This is a genomic window from Dictyobacter alpinus, assembly GCF_003967575.1.
GTDB classification, from domain to species: Bacteria; Chloroflexota; Ktedonobacteria; order Ktedonobacterales; family Ktedonobacteraceae; genus Dictyobacter; species Dictyobacter alpinus.
Genome location: NZ_BIFT01000001.1, coordinates 1,238,952 through 1,256,753, shown reverse-complemented (window position 1 = coordinate 1,256,753; position 17,802 = coordinate 1,238,952). Strand labels below are relative to the sequence as shown.

At 48.7% G+C, this 17,802-nt stretch carries 7 protein-coding genes, 2 tRNA genes and 3 rRNA genes; 7 read left to right on the top strand and 5 right to left on the bottom strand.

Features of this window, described 5'->3' with window-relative positions:
* Nucleotides 1-101 precede the first annotated feature (101 nt).
* A complete protein-coding gene (locus EL633_RS04990) occupies nucleotides 102-3,017 on the bottom strand; it encodes an ATP-dependent helicase (RefSeq protein WP_126626129.1) in 2,916 nt (971 codons plus the stop codon).
* Nucleotides 3,018-3,227: 210 nt separating this feature from the next.
* Nucleotides 3,228-3,344, bottom strand: a 5S ribosomal RNA gene (rrf, locus tag EL633_RS04985).
* 840 nt (nucleotides 3,345-4,184) lie between these two features.
* On the opposite strand from rrf, the gene EL633_RS04980 reads away from it, so the two are divergent.
* Nucleotides 4,185-5,671: ribosomal RNA gene (locus tag EL633_RS04980) — 16S ribosomal RNA — on the top strand.
* Here the strand turns inward: EL633_RS04980 and EL633_RS04975 are convergent.
* A complete protein-coding gene (locus EL633_RS04975) occupies nucleotides 5,672-5,851 on the bottom strand; it encodes a hypothetical protein (protein ID WP_126626128.1) in 180 nt (59 codons plus the stop codon).
* A 130-nt stretch (nucleotides 5,852-5,981) separates the two neighbouring features.
* Between EL633_RS04975 and EL633_RS04970 the strand changes: the two genes are divergently transcribed.
* The 4 genes from EL633_RS04970 (at nucleotide 5,982) to EL633_RS04955 (ending at nucleotide 14,946) form a co-directional block, all read left to right on the top strand.
* Nucleotides 5,982-8,942 (top strand): 23S ribosomal RNA (locus tag EL633_RS04970).
* 318 nt (nucleotides 8,943-9,260) lie between these two features.
* Nucleotides 9,261-10,796 carry a serine/threonine protein kinase gene (locus EL633_RS04965; RefSeq protein ID WP_126626127.1) on the top strand — a complete coding sequence of 512 codons (1,536 nt, stop codon included), beginning with the start codon at nucleotides 9,261-9,263 and terminating at the stop codon, nucleotides 10,794-10,796.
* A 125-nt stretch (nucleotides 10,797-10,921) separates the two neighbouring features.
* A complete protein-coding gene (locus EL633_RS04960) occupies nucleotides 10,922-11,758 on the top strand; it encodes a Hachiman antiphage defense system protein HamA (protein WP_126626126.1) in 837 nt (278 codons plus the stop codon).
* On the top strand, nucleotides 11,755-14,946 hold the full coding sequence (locus tag EL633_RS04955) for a DEAD/DEAH box helicase (RefSeq protein WP_126626125.1): 3,192 nt from the start codon (nucleotides 11,755-11,757) through the stop codon (nucleotides 14,944-14,946). The genes EL633_RS04960 and EL633_RS04955 overlap by 4 nt, the downstream gene beginning before the upstream one ends.
* 46 nt (nucleotides 14,947-14,992) lie before the next feature.
* Here EL633_RS04955 and EL633_RS04950 read toward each other — a convergent pair.
* A tRNA-Leu gene (locus EL633_RS04950) sits at nucleotides 14,993-15,076 on the bottom strand.
* A gap of 224 nt (nucleotides 15,077-15,300) precedes the next feature.
* Nucleotides 15,301-15,387 (bottom strand) — tRNA-Leu (locus EL633_RS04945).
* A gap of 301 nt (nucleotides 15,388-15,688) precedes the next feature.
* Here EL633_RS04945 and EL633_RS04940 point away from each other — a divergent pair.
* Together EL633_RS04940 and EL633_RS37785 are read left to right on the top strand one after the other, a co-directional pair.
* Nucleotides 15,689-17,155, top strand: coding sequence for a Ppx/GppA phosphatase family protein (locus EL633_RS04940; protein WP_126626124.1), 1,467 nt, complete (start codon nucleotides 15,689-15,691; stop codon nucleotides 17,153-17,155).
* A 2-nt stretch (nucleotides 17,156-17,157) separates the two neighbouring features.
* Entirely contained in the window at nucleotides 17,158-17,742 is a 585-nt protein-coding gene (locus EL633_RS37785) for a CHAD domain-containing protein (RefSeq protein WP_126626123.1), read from the top strand.
* Nucleotides 17,743-17,802: the final 60 nt, after the last annotated feature.

Sequence of the window (17,802 nt, the reverse complement as noted above, 5' to 3'; positions counted from 1 at the left end):
TCAGAATCTCCAGATAATGAGAAAACAATGGCTATTGTTTTAAATAAAGGCGAAACGCCATAAAAATTCATATCTATCATACACGAAGGGATGAATAATTTCTAGCATGGAATTATCCCTTGCTTCTGGCAGAGATAGCGGATATCACAGCTCTGACAAACCGTTGCCTGTGGTGGTGTCCCGACATTGAATTGTTTAGTAAGAATCTGGCTACTGATAGTATCAAAATAACGATTAACCTGCTCAAGATCCTCTTCATGAAATGGAATCTCCATCAGCGCATCCGCTTTATTCTTTTCGGCGGTCCAGTAAAGATAGAGATGAGATGGTAATTTTTGCGTACGCCGTTCCAGTGCATAGGCATACAAATAGAGTTGTTGGATATAATTATTAAGCAAGGCCGCATTTTTGTCAGGTCGAGGACCAGTTTTAAAGTCAATAATCTCCAGTCCCTGATCACCCTCCACCAGAAGATCCATTTTTCCAGTCAGAATATAATCTTCCTTCTCAATCTGAAAGCTATGTTCCGCATCATAAATACGTCGAAGCATGCCTTGATTTTGATCAAAATAGCGTAATAGTTGTACCAGCGCCTTGTTTTTTGCGCTGTGATCCAGAGGCGTCATGCCGGTACAGGTCAGGAAATAAAAGGTCTGCTCAAACAGATCCACCAGTAGATCCTCATGTATAGAAGAGACAGGCCGCTCTAAGGCCAGGCGATGAAGCCCCTCTAATGTCTGGTGGATCAACTGTCCATAAAAAGTATTGGCCGAGTGGGCAGGTGTAAAGTTATACTCGCGTAAAAATTCAAACTGGCGAGGACAAGTTGCGTAGAGGGCGATATGGCTGGTCAGGCTTAGCCGACGTTTTGGGGGTTCATGCATACTGACCGGATCCGCGGGAGGCATCTGCATTAATTCCCGATAATGGTATTCCAGGGCACGCGTATTATGCCAGAGCAGGGCAAACTGTGCGTGTGGCTTCTTAGGAGCACTGAGGATCAAGACCTGCCGCGCTCGTGAAAAAGCCACATAAAACAAGCGCCGTAAATCAAAGGCCGGAATATACTTCTCCGGCTCAATCGGCTTACGATGATAATAATCCCGCAACGCCCGATCTTCATTCCCGCCCTGTGGAGGAGCTTTATCCAGGCGGCCCACAATCACCACCGGAAACTCCAGTCCTTTGGCTTGATGAATAGTCATAATCTGCACATGATCGAGAGGGACCAATTCGTCAGGATGTTCAAACTGATTAACGCCATCCAGGTGAAGTAGATAGAGAAACGTATGAAAGAAATCATACTGAATGGCGGCCAGCGTGCGATTCGTAATCGTCGTATGTTGAAAACTGGTCAAAAAAATCTTCAGGTGTTGTGAAAAAATGACCAGATTAGCCATGGCCAGCTTTTCAGCACGGAAGTCCTCAAAGGCCGTGGTAAAGATCAGACGATAAAAGTAATCTGCCAGTTGTTTCTCTGCCGTCTCCACATACTCTTCAGCCGACCAGATCTCTTGTTGGATGGCCTGCAATTCACGGTTAAAATCGGCATGCTGACGACAGGATTGTATAAGTAGTCGTTGGCAGAGTTGCAGATAGTCCACAAAATTGGTTTGTTCCTGCGTAAAATCAGCATCCTGTAAATGCAGCAAACGCGCGAAGCAGCCAATAAGTAATTGAATTTCAGGTTGCTCAAAATAATCGCGTGCACGTGGGCAGTAAGCGGCAATGCCATAGTTTTTCAATGCTTCAATATACGGATTACTGAACGCTGAGCGCACGCTATGTAAAAGAATCGCCACCTGACTGTAGTCCTGGATTCTTCCTAGTTGTTTAAGCTCACTGATCAGACGTGCAAACTGTTCTGCCTCAGCATATATATCTTCAGTGGCCAGTGTAATCACAGCCGGATAAGAGGCCGTTGGCTCAGGCTGTAGTGCCGGACGGATCACCTTTTCTGTACGAAAGACATTGGCAAATGCACTATTCGTAGTAGGGAAGGTGGCGGCTAGTGAAGCCATCCACTGATTGCAGGTATCGATAATTGTGGCATGTGAGCGATAATTAGTCGTCAGTTGAATCTGCTTACAATCGGGAAAGGTATGAACAAATTCAAGGATATTACGAACGGTCGCCCCCCGAAAGCGATACAGGGACTGATCCTCATCTCCCACTACGCACAGATTCTGTTCTCCCGTGGCCGAGGCTAATAAGCTCAGAATTTGTTCCTGAATATAATTCGTATCCTGATATTCATCCACCAGCACATAGCGAATGTCGCGTGCGATTTGTTGAAAAGCAACGGGCTCTTTTAGTAAATCATATGCGTAACGCTGGAGATGAGCGAAATCCACATAATTGGCATTTTGTAACAGGGCAATATAGTTTTGGTAGATATGTGGGAGCAATGACGCGATCGTGTGTTGATCACTGGCTGCATCAAACTGTGGCTGCGGAAAACGCTGTAGAAGTTTTTCAGCAATGAGTTCCTCTGCTATTTTATCAAACAAGAACTGTAGTTTTTTGCTGATCTGCCAGGGACTGCCCCATTGTTCGGCGAAAAAAGCCAGCATTGGAGGTGTACAAAGATCATCTAAATGTTGATAGATCAATAGTTGCTGAGAAAATTGATCTAACGTCTCAAAATTATTTCCCAGCGGAGTATGGTGAAGATGACGAACAAGAAACTGTTTACAAATACTATGGATGGTCCCGATTTTAATTTGCGACAGGTCGGTCTGGTAATTGATTGTGCGAGCAATTTGCATGAGCCGATCCTGCATTTCATAGGCCGCCTTTTGGGTATAAGTACAGAGCACAATACCTTCAGGCGTGGTATGCCCACATAAAAGCAAGTTCATCGCCAGCAGTGTCAGGCTATAGGTCTTCCCTGAACCTGGTCCTGCAATGACGCGCAGTGGACCTTGTTGATGAGAAATAATCTGGATCTGCTCATCATTCATCGCATAATGGTCTGACAGATGAGGAGAAATGTGGCCGTAGGATTCTATCGTCATCTACGCATATGCTTTCTATAGAGTATTTGCTGGATGAAAATTTCAAGCAGCAAGCAAGCAAAAGCGTCTGCCCATGTTTTTCTTGCTCATAGATAGATATACGTATAGAGGCTATTTCTTTTAACAATTTTGGCAAATGGATCTAAAGAGGCTAAAATTGGTGCATAGGATCTAGTTGAAGGCAACAAAAAACACCCATGTGGGCGGGTGAGACGGCGACTTCCTATTTTCCCACGCAGTTGCCCACGTAGTATCATCGGGGAGGAAGAGCTTAACTACCGTGTTCGGGATGGGAACGGGTGTACCCTCTTCGCTAAAGTCACCAGCTCACCTGCACATACAGGTGTTCTTGACAAAACGAATAATACTACGGCTAAAAACTTTTGTCAACCCCCTCTTCCGCATCCTGCTTGAACGCTATCAGCTCGAGACCAAATTATCGCCACAGCAGGCTTTTCAGGTTACAGAATCACCTTATTAGGATTATCGAATATGACATTTGTGCGTGTAACCTTTTTACGGTAGAGAAATCAGGGTAGCAATTTTGTGGTCGAGTTAAAATAAGTATGAAAAGTGCTTGACAGAGTTAATGGAGTTATGGCATAATCACTGAGCTGTCGAAACAAGACAATCACCCGCTTCTGCATAAAGTATGTATCGAGTGCTCCTGTCCCTTTCGCTCCATGTGTGCCACGTTAAGGTGGCTCCTCCGAGATGGCATGTATCTCATCACTTGTATCAACAATAGGTTGTGTCAGTGGGAGTTCTAGCTCTTTTTCTCAATGGCTCATCTGGCTTGCCAGGCGGGCGGGTAAGAAAAAACGAACTTTCGGAGTCAGTCAAAAATTGGTTGAAAAACCGCTTGACAAAGCCCAATGGATCTGCGATACTACAGCACGTGAGACAAGCAAACGAAAAACATCAAGCGCTTGTTGCACATGAAACAAACGTTTCATATGGTACCTTGACAACTGAAGAGTGGAAAGCAGAACAGCAACTGGAACACATGAATAAGTTTCACGTTCCTGTCAATTCGATCCCGAACGTTCGCGTTCGGTGATCACACAATAATCTGCGAACAAATTACAGCCAATGTTGTAAAACTTGGCCTTGATCGCAATTCTCATGCAATATAGCGTTACTCGTTGAGTAACTCTTTTATAAAATTGGATGGCGAGTTTGATCCTGGCTCAGGATAAACGCTGGCGGCGTGCCTAACACATGCAAGTCGAACGCCCTACGCAAGTAGGGAGTGGCGGACGGGTGAGTAACACGTGGGCAATCTACCATCAGGTGAGGAATACCGGCGAGAAATCGCCGACAATACCGCATAGGCTCTTTCGCGAGGAAGAGCAAAGCTCGCAAGGGCGCCTGAGGATGAGCCTGCGCTCGATTAGTTTGTTGGTGAGGTAATGGCTTACCAAGACTGCGATCGATAGCTGGTCTGAGAGGACGATCAGCCACACTGGGATTGAGAACGGCCCAGACTCCTACGGGGGGCAGCAGTGAGGAATTTTCGTCAATGGGGGCAACCCTGAACGAGCAACGCCGCGTGCAGGATGAAGGTTTTCGGATCGTAAACTGCTTTTCTCTGGGACGAGAACGGACGGTACCAGAGGAATCAGCCCCGGCTAACTACGTGCCAGCAGCCGCGGTAATACGTAGGGGGCAAGCGTTGTCCGGATTTATTGGGCGTAAAGCGCACGCAGGCGGTCAGATCAGTCTGGGGTGACAGTCGTCGGCTCAACCGACGAAGTACTTCGGATACTGTCTGACTTGAGGGCTTCAGAGGGACACGGAATTCCGGGTGGAGTGGTGAAATGCGTAGATATCCGGAGGAACACCGATGGCGAAGGCAGTGTCCTGGGAAGTACCTGACGCTCAGGTGCGAAAGCTAGGGGAGCGAACAGGATTAGATACCCTGGTAGTCCTAGCCGTAAACGATGACCACTAGACGTTGGGGGTATCGACCCCTTCAGTGTCGCAGTTAACACAGTAAGTGGTCCGCCTGGGGAGTACGGTCGCAAGATTAAAACTCAAAGGAATTGACGGGGACCCGCACAAGCAGCGGAGCGTGTGGTTTAATTCGATGCAACGCGAAGAACCTTACCAAGGCTTGACATGGATTTGCACCAGCCGTAACTGGTTGTCCCTTCGGGGCGGATCCACAGGTGCTGCATGGCTGTCGTCAGCTCGTGTCGTGAGATGTTGGGTTAAGTCCCGCAACGAGCGCAACCCCTGTCGTTAGTTGAATTTCTCTAGCGAAACTGCCATTTTAAAATGGAGGAAGGCGGGGATGACGTCAAGTCAGCACGGCCCTTACGCTTTGGGCGACACACACGCTACAATGGTCAGGACAAAGAGTTGCGAACTCGCGAGAGGGAGCCAATCTCGTCAAACCTGGCCTCAGTTCAGATTGGAGGCTGCAACCCGCCTCCATGAAGTTGGAGTTGCTAGTAACCGTAGGTCAGCACACTACGGTGAATACGTTCCCGGGTCTTGTACACACCGCCCGTCACACCACGAAAGTTGGCAACACTTGAAGCCGCTGGGCTAACTCGCAAGAGGGGCAAGCGTCGAGGGTGGGGTCAGTGATTGGGGTGAAGTCGTAACAAGGTAGCCGTACCGGAAGGTGCGGCTGGATCACCTCCTTTCTAGGGAGCTTTGACATCGGTCATGAGTGATTGTGACCACCATGATGTCACACTTCCAGGTCGAACAGGACGACGAAAGTATTCATCCAGCAGTTGGGCTGGTTTCCACTCTCCAGATGTTGGGGTCAACAGGGCCACGCTACGGCGTTGTACCTGCCAGCATCGCACCTTGACAACCAAATACCGTATATCTTCAATTTTGCTGAGCCATGATAGGTCAGCCAGAGTTGAAGCAGAGGATCGCTGTTCTTTCTCGCAAGAGAGGGAACGGTAAACAAGCATTCACAGAACAAACATGATGAAGAGAAGAGAACAAGCTACACAGAGTACGAGGTGGATGCCTTGGCGCTAAAGACCGAAGAAGGACGCGGAGACCGGCGAAACGTTTGGGGGGAGCTGCATACAAGCCATGAACCCCAAGATTCCGAATGAGGCAACTCCTCCAGAGTGATGTCTGGAGACCGCCTGCTGAACACATAGGCAGTGACGGGGGGCAGCGGGTGAACTGAAACATCTCAGTAACTCGACGAAAAGAAATCAACCGAGATTCCCGTAGTAGTGGCGAGCGAACCGGGAGGAGCCCAAACCAATCATCTTTCGAGATGGTCGGGGTTGTAGGACCGATAACAAACAATTTTTGCTTACTTGAATATGTTGGAAAGCATAACCAGAGCGGGTGAGAGTCCCGTAGAGGACGAGCGAGAAACGTGGATCGGTATCCTGAGTACCACGAGGCACGTGAAACCTTGTGGGAAGCTGGGGGGACCACCCTCCAAGGCTACACATCTTTAGCGACCGATAGCGAACAAGTACCGTGAGGGAAAGGTGAAAAGCACCCCGAGAGGGGGATGAAACAGACCCTGAAACCACGTACTCACCAGCAGTCAGAGGCCACTGTTCCGTTGCGGAACCAAGGGCTGATGGCGTGCCTTTTGTAGAATGATCCGGCGAGTGCATCGTCGTAGCCTGGTTAACCAGCGTTAAAGCTGGGGAGCCCCAGGGCAACCGAGTCTGAACAAGGCGACTGTTGCGGCGATGCGACCCGAAACCGTGTGAGCTATCCATGAGCAGAGTGAAGCGGATGTGACAGTCCGTCGAGGCTCGAACCCACCAGTGTTGCAAAACTGGGGGATGACTTGTGGATAGGGGAGAAATTCCAATCGAACACGGAGATAGCTGGTTCTCCCCGAAATGTATTGAGGTACAGCTGTATGAAACACTATCCTGGAGGTAGAGCACTGAATGAGCTAGGGGCCAAGTGCTGGTTACCAAACTCAACCAAACTCCGAATGCCAGGACAGCATGCATGCAAGTGAGACGGCGGGGGCTAAGCTTCGTCGTCAAAAGGGAAACAGCCCAGACCATCGGCTAAGGTCTCAAAATCCTTTCTCAGTGTCAAAGGGGGTCACAACGCCCAAACAGCCAGGATGTTGGCTTAGAAGCAGCCATCATTTAAAGAGTGCGTAATAGCTCACTGGTCGAGTGTCGTGGCACCGACAACGTATCGAGGCTTAAGAGAGGTACCGAAGCCATGGAATCCATCCTAGATGGATTGGTAGGGGAGCGTTCTGGAGCAGAGAAGCCAGACCGTGAGGACTGGTGGAGCGATCAGAAGTGAGAATGCCGGAATGAGTAGCGTCATGTCTGTGATAACCAGACACACCGAATGCCTGAGGGTTCCTGGGCACCGTCAATCGTCCCAGGGTGAGTCGGGTCCTAAGCCGAGGACGTCATAGTCGTAGGCGATGGCAAGCAGGTTGGACATTCCTGCACCGGAGAAATTTGTGATGAGCAATGGGGGGACGCGGTAAGGAAGGTGAGCCCATCGATTGGACAGGATGGGTCTGTACGGCGAAGTGCGAAACCGAGGAAAATCCCGGTTTCCTGTGCATGACACGTGCAGCGAGCGGACGCAAGTCTGCGGAAGTCATTGGCCCCTACGCCGCCGAGAAAAGCCTCTCGCCAGAATCTTCTCCGCCCGTACCGCAAACCGACACTGGTAGGCAGGGGGAAATCTCCCCAGGTGATCGAGCGACCCTCTGTTAAGGAACTCGGCAAATTGACCCCGTACCTTCGGAAGAAGGGGTGCCCTAGTAGCGATATCTTTCGGGATGGCGTGAGGGGGTTGCAAGAAATTGGCTCAACCGACTGTTTACCAAAAACACAGGTCTCTGCGAACGCGAAAGCGGAAGTATAGGGGCTGACTCCTGCCCAGTGCCGGAAGGTTACGAGGAGCGGTGCACGTAGCTGCGAATCTAAGCCCCGGTGAACGGCGGCCGTAACTATAACGGTCCTAAGGTAGCGAAATTCCTTGTCGGGTAAGTTCCGACCCGCACGAAAGGAGTAACGAGTTGAGCGCTGTCTCGACAGAGGACTCGGCGAAATTGAAGTACCCGTGAAGATACGGGTTACCCACGACAGGACAAAAAGACCCCGTGGAGCTTTACTACACCTTGACCTGGAAACGAGTTGAAGCGTGCGTAGCATAGGTGGGAGTCGGAGAACCTTTCCCTTTGGGGGAGGGGGAGACAACAGTGAAATACCACTCTCGTTGCGGTTTGTTTCTCATACGTCACCGTGAGCCGGGACGTAGACAAGATCAGGCGGGTAGTTTGACTGGGGCGGTCGCCTCCCAAAGAGTAACGGAGGCGCCCAAAGGTTCCCTCAGGGTGGATGGACATCACCCGTAAGAGTGCAAAGGCAGAAGGGAGCTTGACTGCAAGACGGACAGGTCGAGCAGGGACGAAAGTCGGGCTTAGTGATCCCACATTCCCGAGTGGAAGGAGTGTGGCTCAACGGATAAAAGCTACCCCGGGGATAACAGGCTTATCTTGCCCAAGAGTTCACATCGACGGCAAGGTTTGGCACCTCGATGTCGGCTCGTCGCATCCTGGGGCTGGAGTAGGTCCCAAGGGTTGGGCTGTTCGCCCATGAAAGCGGCACGCGAGCTGGGTTCAGAACGTCGCGAGACAGTTCGGTCTCTATCCGTCGTGGGCGTAGGAAAATTGAGGGGCGTCATCTCCAGTACGAGAGGACCGAGATGGCTCGACCGCTGGTGCGCCAGTTGGCCCGCCCGGGCCAGAGCTGGATAGCTATGTCGAGAAGGGATAAGCGCTGAAAGCATCTAAGCGCGAAGCCGCACCCAAGACGAGTTTTCCCACTTTCTTCGGAAAGTCAAGATCCCAGGAAGACGACCTGGTAGATAGACGACACGTGGACACCTGGTAACAGGCGCAGCGAAGTCGCCCTAATGATCGTACGGCTTGTTTCACATAGTATCTTCATCGTGGACCTCGCGTGAGTGCTTCTCAGCTTCAATCATGGCTGACCAGTGACTCGGCAAAATTGAGGATATACAGTATCTGGTTGTTGACAAAGGTACAGCAAAGAAAAACACTTCAGGATTCGTTATATATATATAACGAATCCTTTTTTTGCGCGCAAATTCTTCACTCTATCTATCAACAGTTGTTTCCCTTTTCGCTTTTTCGAGTTATCATAATGTAAAGCGTTTGAACTATTCCATACCCTTATTTGCAAGCCTTTTAACCCTGTACCAGTTATTTTAGTGAAAAGGGCGTAGGTCTTCATGAAGGTAAACGATGATTTTATCGGAACGATCCTGGGAAATTATACCCTCGAAAGAATTGTTGGCTATGGTGATTGGAGCACCGTTTACCTGGCCAGACAACTACATCCCGGGCGTCTGGTGGCTGTAAAGGTAGCGCAATCGCATCCTTCAGTTGACCGTGATTCAAGCTTAAAGTTCTCCCATGAGATCGTGAATATTACGCAGTTGGATCATCCAAATGTGATTTCTTTGCTGGATTACGATGATTGTAATCAACAGGCCTATCTGGTGATGCCATATATTGGCGGTGGTAGTCTTGATCAAGCTTTAAAGAGGTATGGTAAGCTACCAACTCAGCAAGTTCTCTCATATTTGCTCCAGGTCGCGTCCGCCCTCGATTATCTGCATGCCCGGCAGATAATCCATGGTAATTTAAAGCCAGCAAATTGTCTGCTTTATCCTGATGATCATCTGGTACTGACTGATTTCGCGGTCATGTCTATGTATGATGCAGGAAGTGGTGGCGATCGGTTGCTGGATCAAACTACTATGCCACTATACATGTCCCCTGAAATGGTTCAAGGTGAGCCATTGACTATATCTTCTGATATCTATCAATTAGGCATTCTCTTATTTCAAATGTTATGCGGCCATGTGCCATTTAAAGCGGATGGTACGTATGCTATTATGCGCCAACACCTTCAGGAACCACTGCCTTCGATTCATACACTGAATCCTGACCTGCCTCTGGGCATAACCAGGGTGTTACAGAAAGCAACCGCCAAGAAATCTGAAGAGCGTTATCAATCGGCCGGTGAACTGGTCAGAGCGTTTGCTCTGGCACTTACGTCAGTGGATAGTGGACAGCAGCATAGAGCGCATCATATCCATCCAGCAGAGCCTATACTTGTTCTGGCCGATCCTGGTATACCTGAATACATTTCCGCACCTGCGGCAACGCTTCCTGCCCCGATCCCAGACACTGCCACACCAGTTATGATTGAAAATATTCCCGATATGAAGATTAGCGGATTCACGGCTCCTCAAAAGAGAATCTATCTACGTGCATCTACCGTTTCCCGCAAGTCTCATGTGCTACAATTTTTGTTGTTGAAGTGCACGCCACTCATCTTGCTAGTTGCCATTGTAACCCTCGGCTTTCTCCATGTTCTCGGAGCTTTTGCCAGTCCTACATTAACCTCTTCGGAACAGGCTGGCATGCTCATAAATCAGTTTTATGAAGACCTTAATCAACATAATTATCAGGCAGCTTATGCACTATGTAGTCCAGGATTTCAGAAACACATGAGCTATGAGCAATTTGTGTTGAGCTATCACCAATTCCTGCATAGCGACATTGTGGTGCGTCAAATGGTAGAGCATTCCAGGAGCGATGTAGGGATTACCCTGAACTTACAGGTGCGCGAGCAAGGATATCCCGCTAAGGTCGTGCAATATTATCGCTGGAATAGTAGTGTAGATAGACAGCCAGATGGTTCATGGAAAATCGAACAGGCAGACCTCTCAATGGATCGTACGCTACAACCAATTTAACAGTTATACCTATCCATTTTTGCCTATTGTACAGCAAAAATAATATATGCTATTATAGAACATACAATGCAATCACTTAAATTAACTTTGTACAATGGCTTCCACTAGTAAAATGGATGCTTGCTATGACAGCGCCTTTTGTACAGACTGACAATTTTGACAGTGATGTTCATCATTATCGCGTTTATGAACCTGAAGTTGAAGAAGATAAAGAGTGGTTGTACCCCATTGCAGAAGAATATGTAAAGTTACTGACCCATCATGAAGCTCCATTAAAAAAAATCAAGCTCACTACTGATGAGAGCGTACTGGATGTTACCAGCATCCAAAAATATGTACGCAAAGCCAGTATCCCAGGCTACAAAAAAGGAAATTTCAATGTTGTGCGCAGCGATTTTGGCGAATTACTCTGTTATATGTTATTAGAGAAAGAATATAAAACGTTATTCGGATCCAAAAGCATTTTTTCGCGTGAACTGAGAGATACTCCTGGACGAGGTATCGATGCAATCGGCATCGAAATGGGTGATGTGCTCACGTTAGTATTGTGTGAGGTGAAAGTTTCTGATGAGAAGCCCTCGCCTCCACGCGTGGTTGATTATAATGAAGATTGTTTAAGCAAGCAACATCGTTATCATTTGGAGCATCTAGCAGAGGCAACTAAGGATAAAATCTGGCGTACCGCGCTGCGGACACGGGACGAAGAGGTGGCAGAGTTATTAATGGCCGCAGCTATCTATCTGGAAGAGAACCAGTTTGATAAGCTCCGTATAGTTGTGTGTAATGTACTTGTACGACCCAAATCTAAATATACCAAAGCCGACTTTGGCAGTTTCCGTGCCCAGCCCGTTCAATATGGTCCTGCTGACATTCGCTTTCTTATTGCTTGTGTACCCAATAATGTAGATGTGATTGTTAAAGAATGGTATGACGTCATCCAGAATATAGAGGTGTCAGCTTGAATGGCTCTATATTGAAAAATGCCCTTAATGATTTAAAGGTGCCTGCATATATACAAAACGCGGACAACGTGACTCTGGTTAGTATGTTAGCAAGCGAATATAGTGATGCGCTTGAGCAACCACACCCTGAGCGTCTCTCGCGTTATGGCCTGATTTATGAGCGTCAGGGACTGCGCTTAGTGAAACGAGCCATTTTGGAGCGCGCACCTGTCCTTAAGGAAGAGATCCAGGCTTGTTTTCAAACAGCCTATACCTGTTGGAGGGCGCTGGTCTTCCTTCCACATGAAAATGCTTCTTCATCAACGGTTTCGGCACAGGGACTTGCCCTGCTCGTTGCTAATCCGGCAGATGATCTTTTGTCGGCTGAACTGACCCTGGCTTTCCGGCTAAGTATTGCTGGATTGCTGGGATCGCGCACAGCTGAAACACGCCTGGATCTCAAGAAGTTCCAGCTCTCGACTTCTTCTGCTGTAGAGAGTGGCTGGAGTGAGCATGTGGCCCTGCATATTTTTAGTGCCTTTGTACGGCTTGTACGCAAGGATAATGGTTGGGATGATATCCAGCAGGCCATCCAGAGCATAAAAGAGTTGCGAGCGATGCAGCAGCATTATGAGGGAGCATATCTAAAGAGTCTGCGCGATCCTGTGCGCCAATCGCTGGCAGCCCTGGAATTGACTGGCCTTTATTACCTGGCCCAATTGATAATCGTGACTGGAGAATACTTACAATCCGGTTCGCCTGATTATGAAGAAGTATTGGATCAGCTCAACAATTACTACATGCGAGCCCTGAATGTATTGGAAGAGGAGCAACTGGCCGATGTGGCACATCTGGCGGATCTCCTATGGGCTGGTTGCTGTGAGTTAACCCACAATGCGATCTGGACGCATGTGAGCCATCTAGGGGCACATGTACAGCAATATGTGCGGCTACTCACCTCAGCGGCCCGAGATCAGCCTGTGATTGAATTGTGGCCCAGTCAACAAGAGGCTTTCCGGCGTCATGTGCTGGATGCATATCAACGGGCGATTTTAGTAGAAATGCCGACCAGCGCCGGCAAGACATTATTGGCCAAATTTGCCATCGTCCAGACAAAGGCATTGAATCCTCATGGTTTAATCGTCTATGTGGTTCCAACGCGCGCATTAGTTAATCAAGTAACCAGTGATCTACGGATGGATTTCCGGCAGTTACTAGTGGTTGAGCAAGCTGTACCGGTCTTTGAATTAGATCCAGCCGAAGAGCGTTTGTTGAACAGCCATATTGATGTTCTGGTGACCACGCCAGAGAAACTGGACCTGCTGGTACGGCGCGAGCATCCTGTTGTCAATCACATTATTCTGGTAGTCGCGGACGAGGCTCACAACATCAATGATGAGAGGCGTGGCGCGCGGCTTGAACTATTACTTGGCACAATCAAGCGCGATTTTGCGACCGCTCGCTTTTTATTATTGTCCCCATTTCTCCCGAATCCTCAGGATCTGATGCAGTGGTTGGGCGATGGGCAGGCATTGCCACCGATCTCAATCGATTGGAAGCCTAATCGCAAATTGGTTGGAACCGTACAATCCAGGAAAGATATGGAGGCATGGAACCTGGAATTTGAGACGTGCCAATCCGCCCATGCCATGGATGTGCAGGCAGATATGAAGATTGTGATTGGAGACTGTCCGGCTCGTCTCTCAACAATTTATGCACTCTCAAAAGCAACGATCCATGCCTTGATCAAACGTGGCTCCATCCTGATTCTGTGTAAAGGCCCCGGTACAGCGGCCAAGCGTGCCAGGCAAATAGCCGAAGAGCGACCGTTGCTGGCTAGCGGTGAGGTGCTGGATGCAGTCTGCCATTACATAGAAGCTGAACTGGGCTACAACTGTGAACTGGTCTGGTGTTTGCGCCATGGTGTAGCCTATCATCACCGTGGCCTGTCGCATGAGACACGCTGGCTGCTAGAAGTGCTCATTCGAGATGGTATTGTCTCGATTGTTTGTGGTACGACCACGCTGGCACAGGGCATTAATTTTCCCATTACCACCGTGATTATCGAGACGCTCGGCAAAGGTCGCTCGGCCAAACTGACTTTTCAGGATTTCTGGAATGTAGCCGGTCGGGCTGGTCGTACGCTGGTGGATTCTTTAGGTGTGGTTATTTTTCCCGCGCCTGAAAAAAGCAAGCGCGACGAGGTAACCGAGTTCCTAAAATCTGATGCCCAGGAGATCGCCAGCCAGCTAGTAGAACTGATTGAGCGCGCTGAGACTGTCAGTACCGAGTTCAACCTGCAATCCTTACGCGAACATCCACAGCTCTCACCATTATTGCAATTTCTCGCCCATGCCATGCGTGTCGCAGGCAATGCGAATCTGGCTGTAGAGGTAGAAGATATCTTGCAAGATAGTTTGATCTATCATCAGATTCAGAAGCAAGATCATGATGCCGCGCAGCGCCTGGTGCATATCTGCCAGTCCTATATGGAGCAAACAGTTCAGCATCGCAATATTCTCAAGCTCGCCGATCGTACCGGTTTTGCTACCCCTAGCGTCCTCTCCTTGCTTCACCAGAGAGGGCAAAGCCTGGAGCTTTCCCAGATTGAGAACTGGCTGCCTGAACGTTTGTTTGGTGAAAATCTAGAACCCTTGATTGAACGTCTACGTGTGGTGGCCGCGTTGCCTGAGATTGATTTTGAGCAGGTGGATCAGCGCTTCGAGGTGAGACGGACCGCGGAAATACTGCGTGATTGGGTGAATGGGGAGACCGTTGAGGAGATGGCGAAGCGCTATGGTGGTTATGTGCGGGACAAAGATAAGCAGGTAGCGGATTTCTCCAACTATCTCTTCTCCATTTTAAATCGAGCCTCCTGGGGTATCAGTGCATTGCAAACGGTCAGTCTGGCCCAGGATGAGCCGATTAATTGGAATGAAGTAGGCTATGTACCATCGATGATCTTTTTTGGGGTGCGCCAGAAGGATGCGATCTGGTTACGTATGGTTGGTGTACCACGCATTGTCGCCAATCGTATGGCATTTCTCTGGCAGCAGCGCATGATCCTTGAGCCGGTCAGCTATGATATGGTTCGTGAGTGGGTAGCCGGCCTCTCAGATCAAGATTGGCAGGAGGTTATTCCTACTGATACGCCGCTCACTCCTGGTGACATGCGCATCATCTGGCAGATCTTTTCTGGCCGGCGCTAAAAACAAAACCGCCTTCCACTGGAAATCAATGGAAGGCGGCCATGGGTGCCGAAGGGGGGACTCGAACCCCCATGCCCTTTCGAGCACAACGCCCTGAACGTTGCGTGTCTACCAATTTCACCACTTCGGCTTGGAATGGATATATCTTACAGGATTTCCCTCTCCTTGTCAATGAGATATTTCATGCATTATCCTCTTTTTTTACTCTCTTTTCCAACGCTCGCCACAAGAGTTGGATGTTGCTGGCATTTTTCTGGCCAACCTGCTCTTTTATGGTGATAGCTTGAACATCTGCGGACATACTGGCAGGGAACACAAAACCGCCTTCCACTGGAAATCAATGGAAGGCGGCTATGGTGCCGAAGGGGGGACTCGAACCCCCATGCCCTTTCGAGCACAACGCCCTGAACGTTGCGTGTCTACCAATTTCACCACTTCGGCTTAGGATGGGTATATCTTACAGGATCTTGCTCGTACTGTCAATAGTTTTAGCTCTATAATTTTTAGCTGACGTATTTCAGATCAGCTTGCTTTTGCTGCTATGGTCTGGACATCCTGAATCGATTTTCTTTACATTTACATAAACTCAACATTATAGAAAAGCCAGATTCATGTTATAATAGCATTGATGTTTCCCCAAGGAATTAGCCTGGGTCGTTGTGTGCTTAGAATACTGTTTGCTCGATATACTATGAATTGATGCATACATATTCTATTGGATGCTAGAAATGTGGAGCCTTTTATGCAAGAACGAACCGCAACTATATGTGCTGCAATTGATATTGGTAGTAATACGCTGCGTGTTGTGATTGCCCGCTGCTCTCCCTCTGAGTTCCAGATTCTTGATGCTGATGAAGCATTGGTCCGTATTGGTGAAAGCGTTAATGCTACGGGGGCTATTTCTACTGAAAAGCAGGAACATGCTCTCTCAGTGTTAAAGAATTTTCAATCTTTAGCTGAAAAGCATTCCGCAGATGCTGTACTGGCTATTGCCACTGAAGCGATTCGCAAAGCTACCAATAGAGATGCTTTTTTGCAAACAATTAAAGAGCAGACTGGTATTGATGTTCACTGTATTGGTGGTGATGTCGAAGCAACGCTCACATTCTATGGGGCTACTTATGAGATAAGTAAGCAGGCAGAGCCGCCGGAGCGGATTGCCGTGATGGATATGGGTGGTGGTAGCACTGAACTGGTGTTTGCCCAGAATCTGGATATCTCCTGGCATACATCTTTACCCATTGGTTCTGGTTGGCTGCATGACCGTTATCTATCTGATCCGCCAAGCGAGGCCGATGCGATGACGGCGCGTGCATTCCTGCGTACCTACCTTGGAGGGCTAAACATCAAGTCTTTTCCTCCCTTTCTCCTGGCTACGGGTGGCAGTGCAAACTCATTGCTCCTGCTCTCCCAGCGAGCCTTCAGGCTGGACCCGCAGCGCGCCACACTCACGTATGATGACCTGTTACGCTGTCAGGGATTACTCTGGGCATTGTCTGCTGAAGAGATCGCTGAGCGTTATCAACTGGATGTCAAACGTGCTCGTATTATTTCAGCGGGTGCCTTGATCCTGAGTGCTGTGCTTGAGACTTTTAAATTGAAAGAGCTGCAAATCAGTACCCTGGGTATTCGTGAAGGGCTGGCGCTGGCTTATGCCCGCAATGGAGACCAATGGCTACAGCGTGCGGAACAGCAAGCCAGGCAAGGGTCACAGTCTTCTCAGCAGCTGATCAAGGATAGTGTGGCGGATTTCGCCCCAACGCTGAAGCAAGAAACCTTTGGTGAAGCTGGTCGCAGGATGTTTCGTGAGCGGGCTGAGATCATGATCAGCTGGCACGAAGAGGTTCTGCGCCATGAGGATATCGAAGCGGTCCATAAAATGCGCGTGGCCTCGCGCCGATTGCGGGCGGTTATGGATGCCTATCAGGCCATCTGTGATCCTAAACGTTTCAAAGCTGTCTATCGTCAGGTAAAAAATACTGCCGATATGTTGGGTCTGGCACGTGATACAGATGTAATGATCGAAAACATACGCCGGCAAGGGGCAAAGGGTTCTTCAGCTGAGCAGGCTGGCTGTAACTGGCTGATTGAACAATTAGATAGTTATCGTCAGCAACATCAGAGACAATTGGAGAAGTATTTGCAGAATCTCGATTATGAAGCATTTCTGCAAGAGCTTGATGCGTGCTTACCAGCAGAGGAGGCATAACGATGGCAAAAGCAAAAACTGTCACAGGCCTGGATATGCAATCTCCTGTCGGAGTGAGCGCGCGCAAAATTGCCAGAATACGTCTGGAAGAAATGTACAGTTGGGATTCCTATGTGGATAATCCCTATGAAGTACTGAATTTGCATAATCTGCGCATCGCCTCCAAGCGTTTGCGCTATACCCTGGAGATCTTTTCAGAAGCATTCCCCGCAGATAGTGGAAAAATTCTCAAAGAAGTAGAACAAATCCAAGAAGAATTGGGCTCATTACACGATGATGATGTCATGATCGCCTTGCTGCGTCTCTGTCTGGGTGGACAGGACAGTGGATCGGGTTACGAGCATGCGCTCACCACTGTTGCTCAGCATGCTGACAAAGGACATTTGATGGTCAATCCAGCGCTGGTTGAACATTTGCTACAGCCTTCGTCAACCCTCAATGCTGAGCAGCGAGAAGGATTAGAATTGTTGCTAAGCCAACTGCAGCAGCAACGTGAGTCTCAGTACGAAACGTTTCGCGACCACTGGTATCGACTCAAAACGCAGAATTTCAAGCGGCAAGTTCTGGATATGCTCAAAGATGCATAGCTAGAGTTTTTCTAATAATACAATAAAGCCGTCGTGCTATCTTTCGACTTTATGAATAAA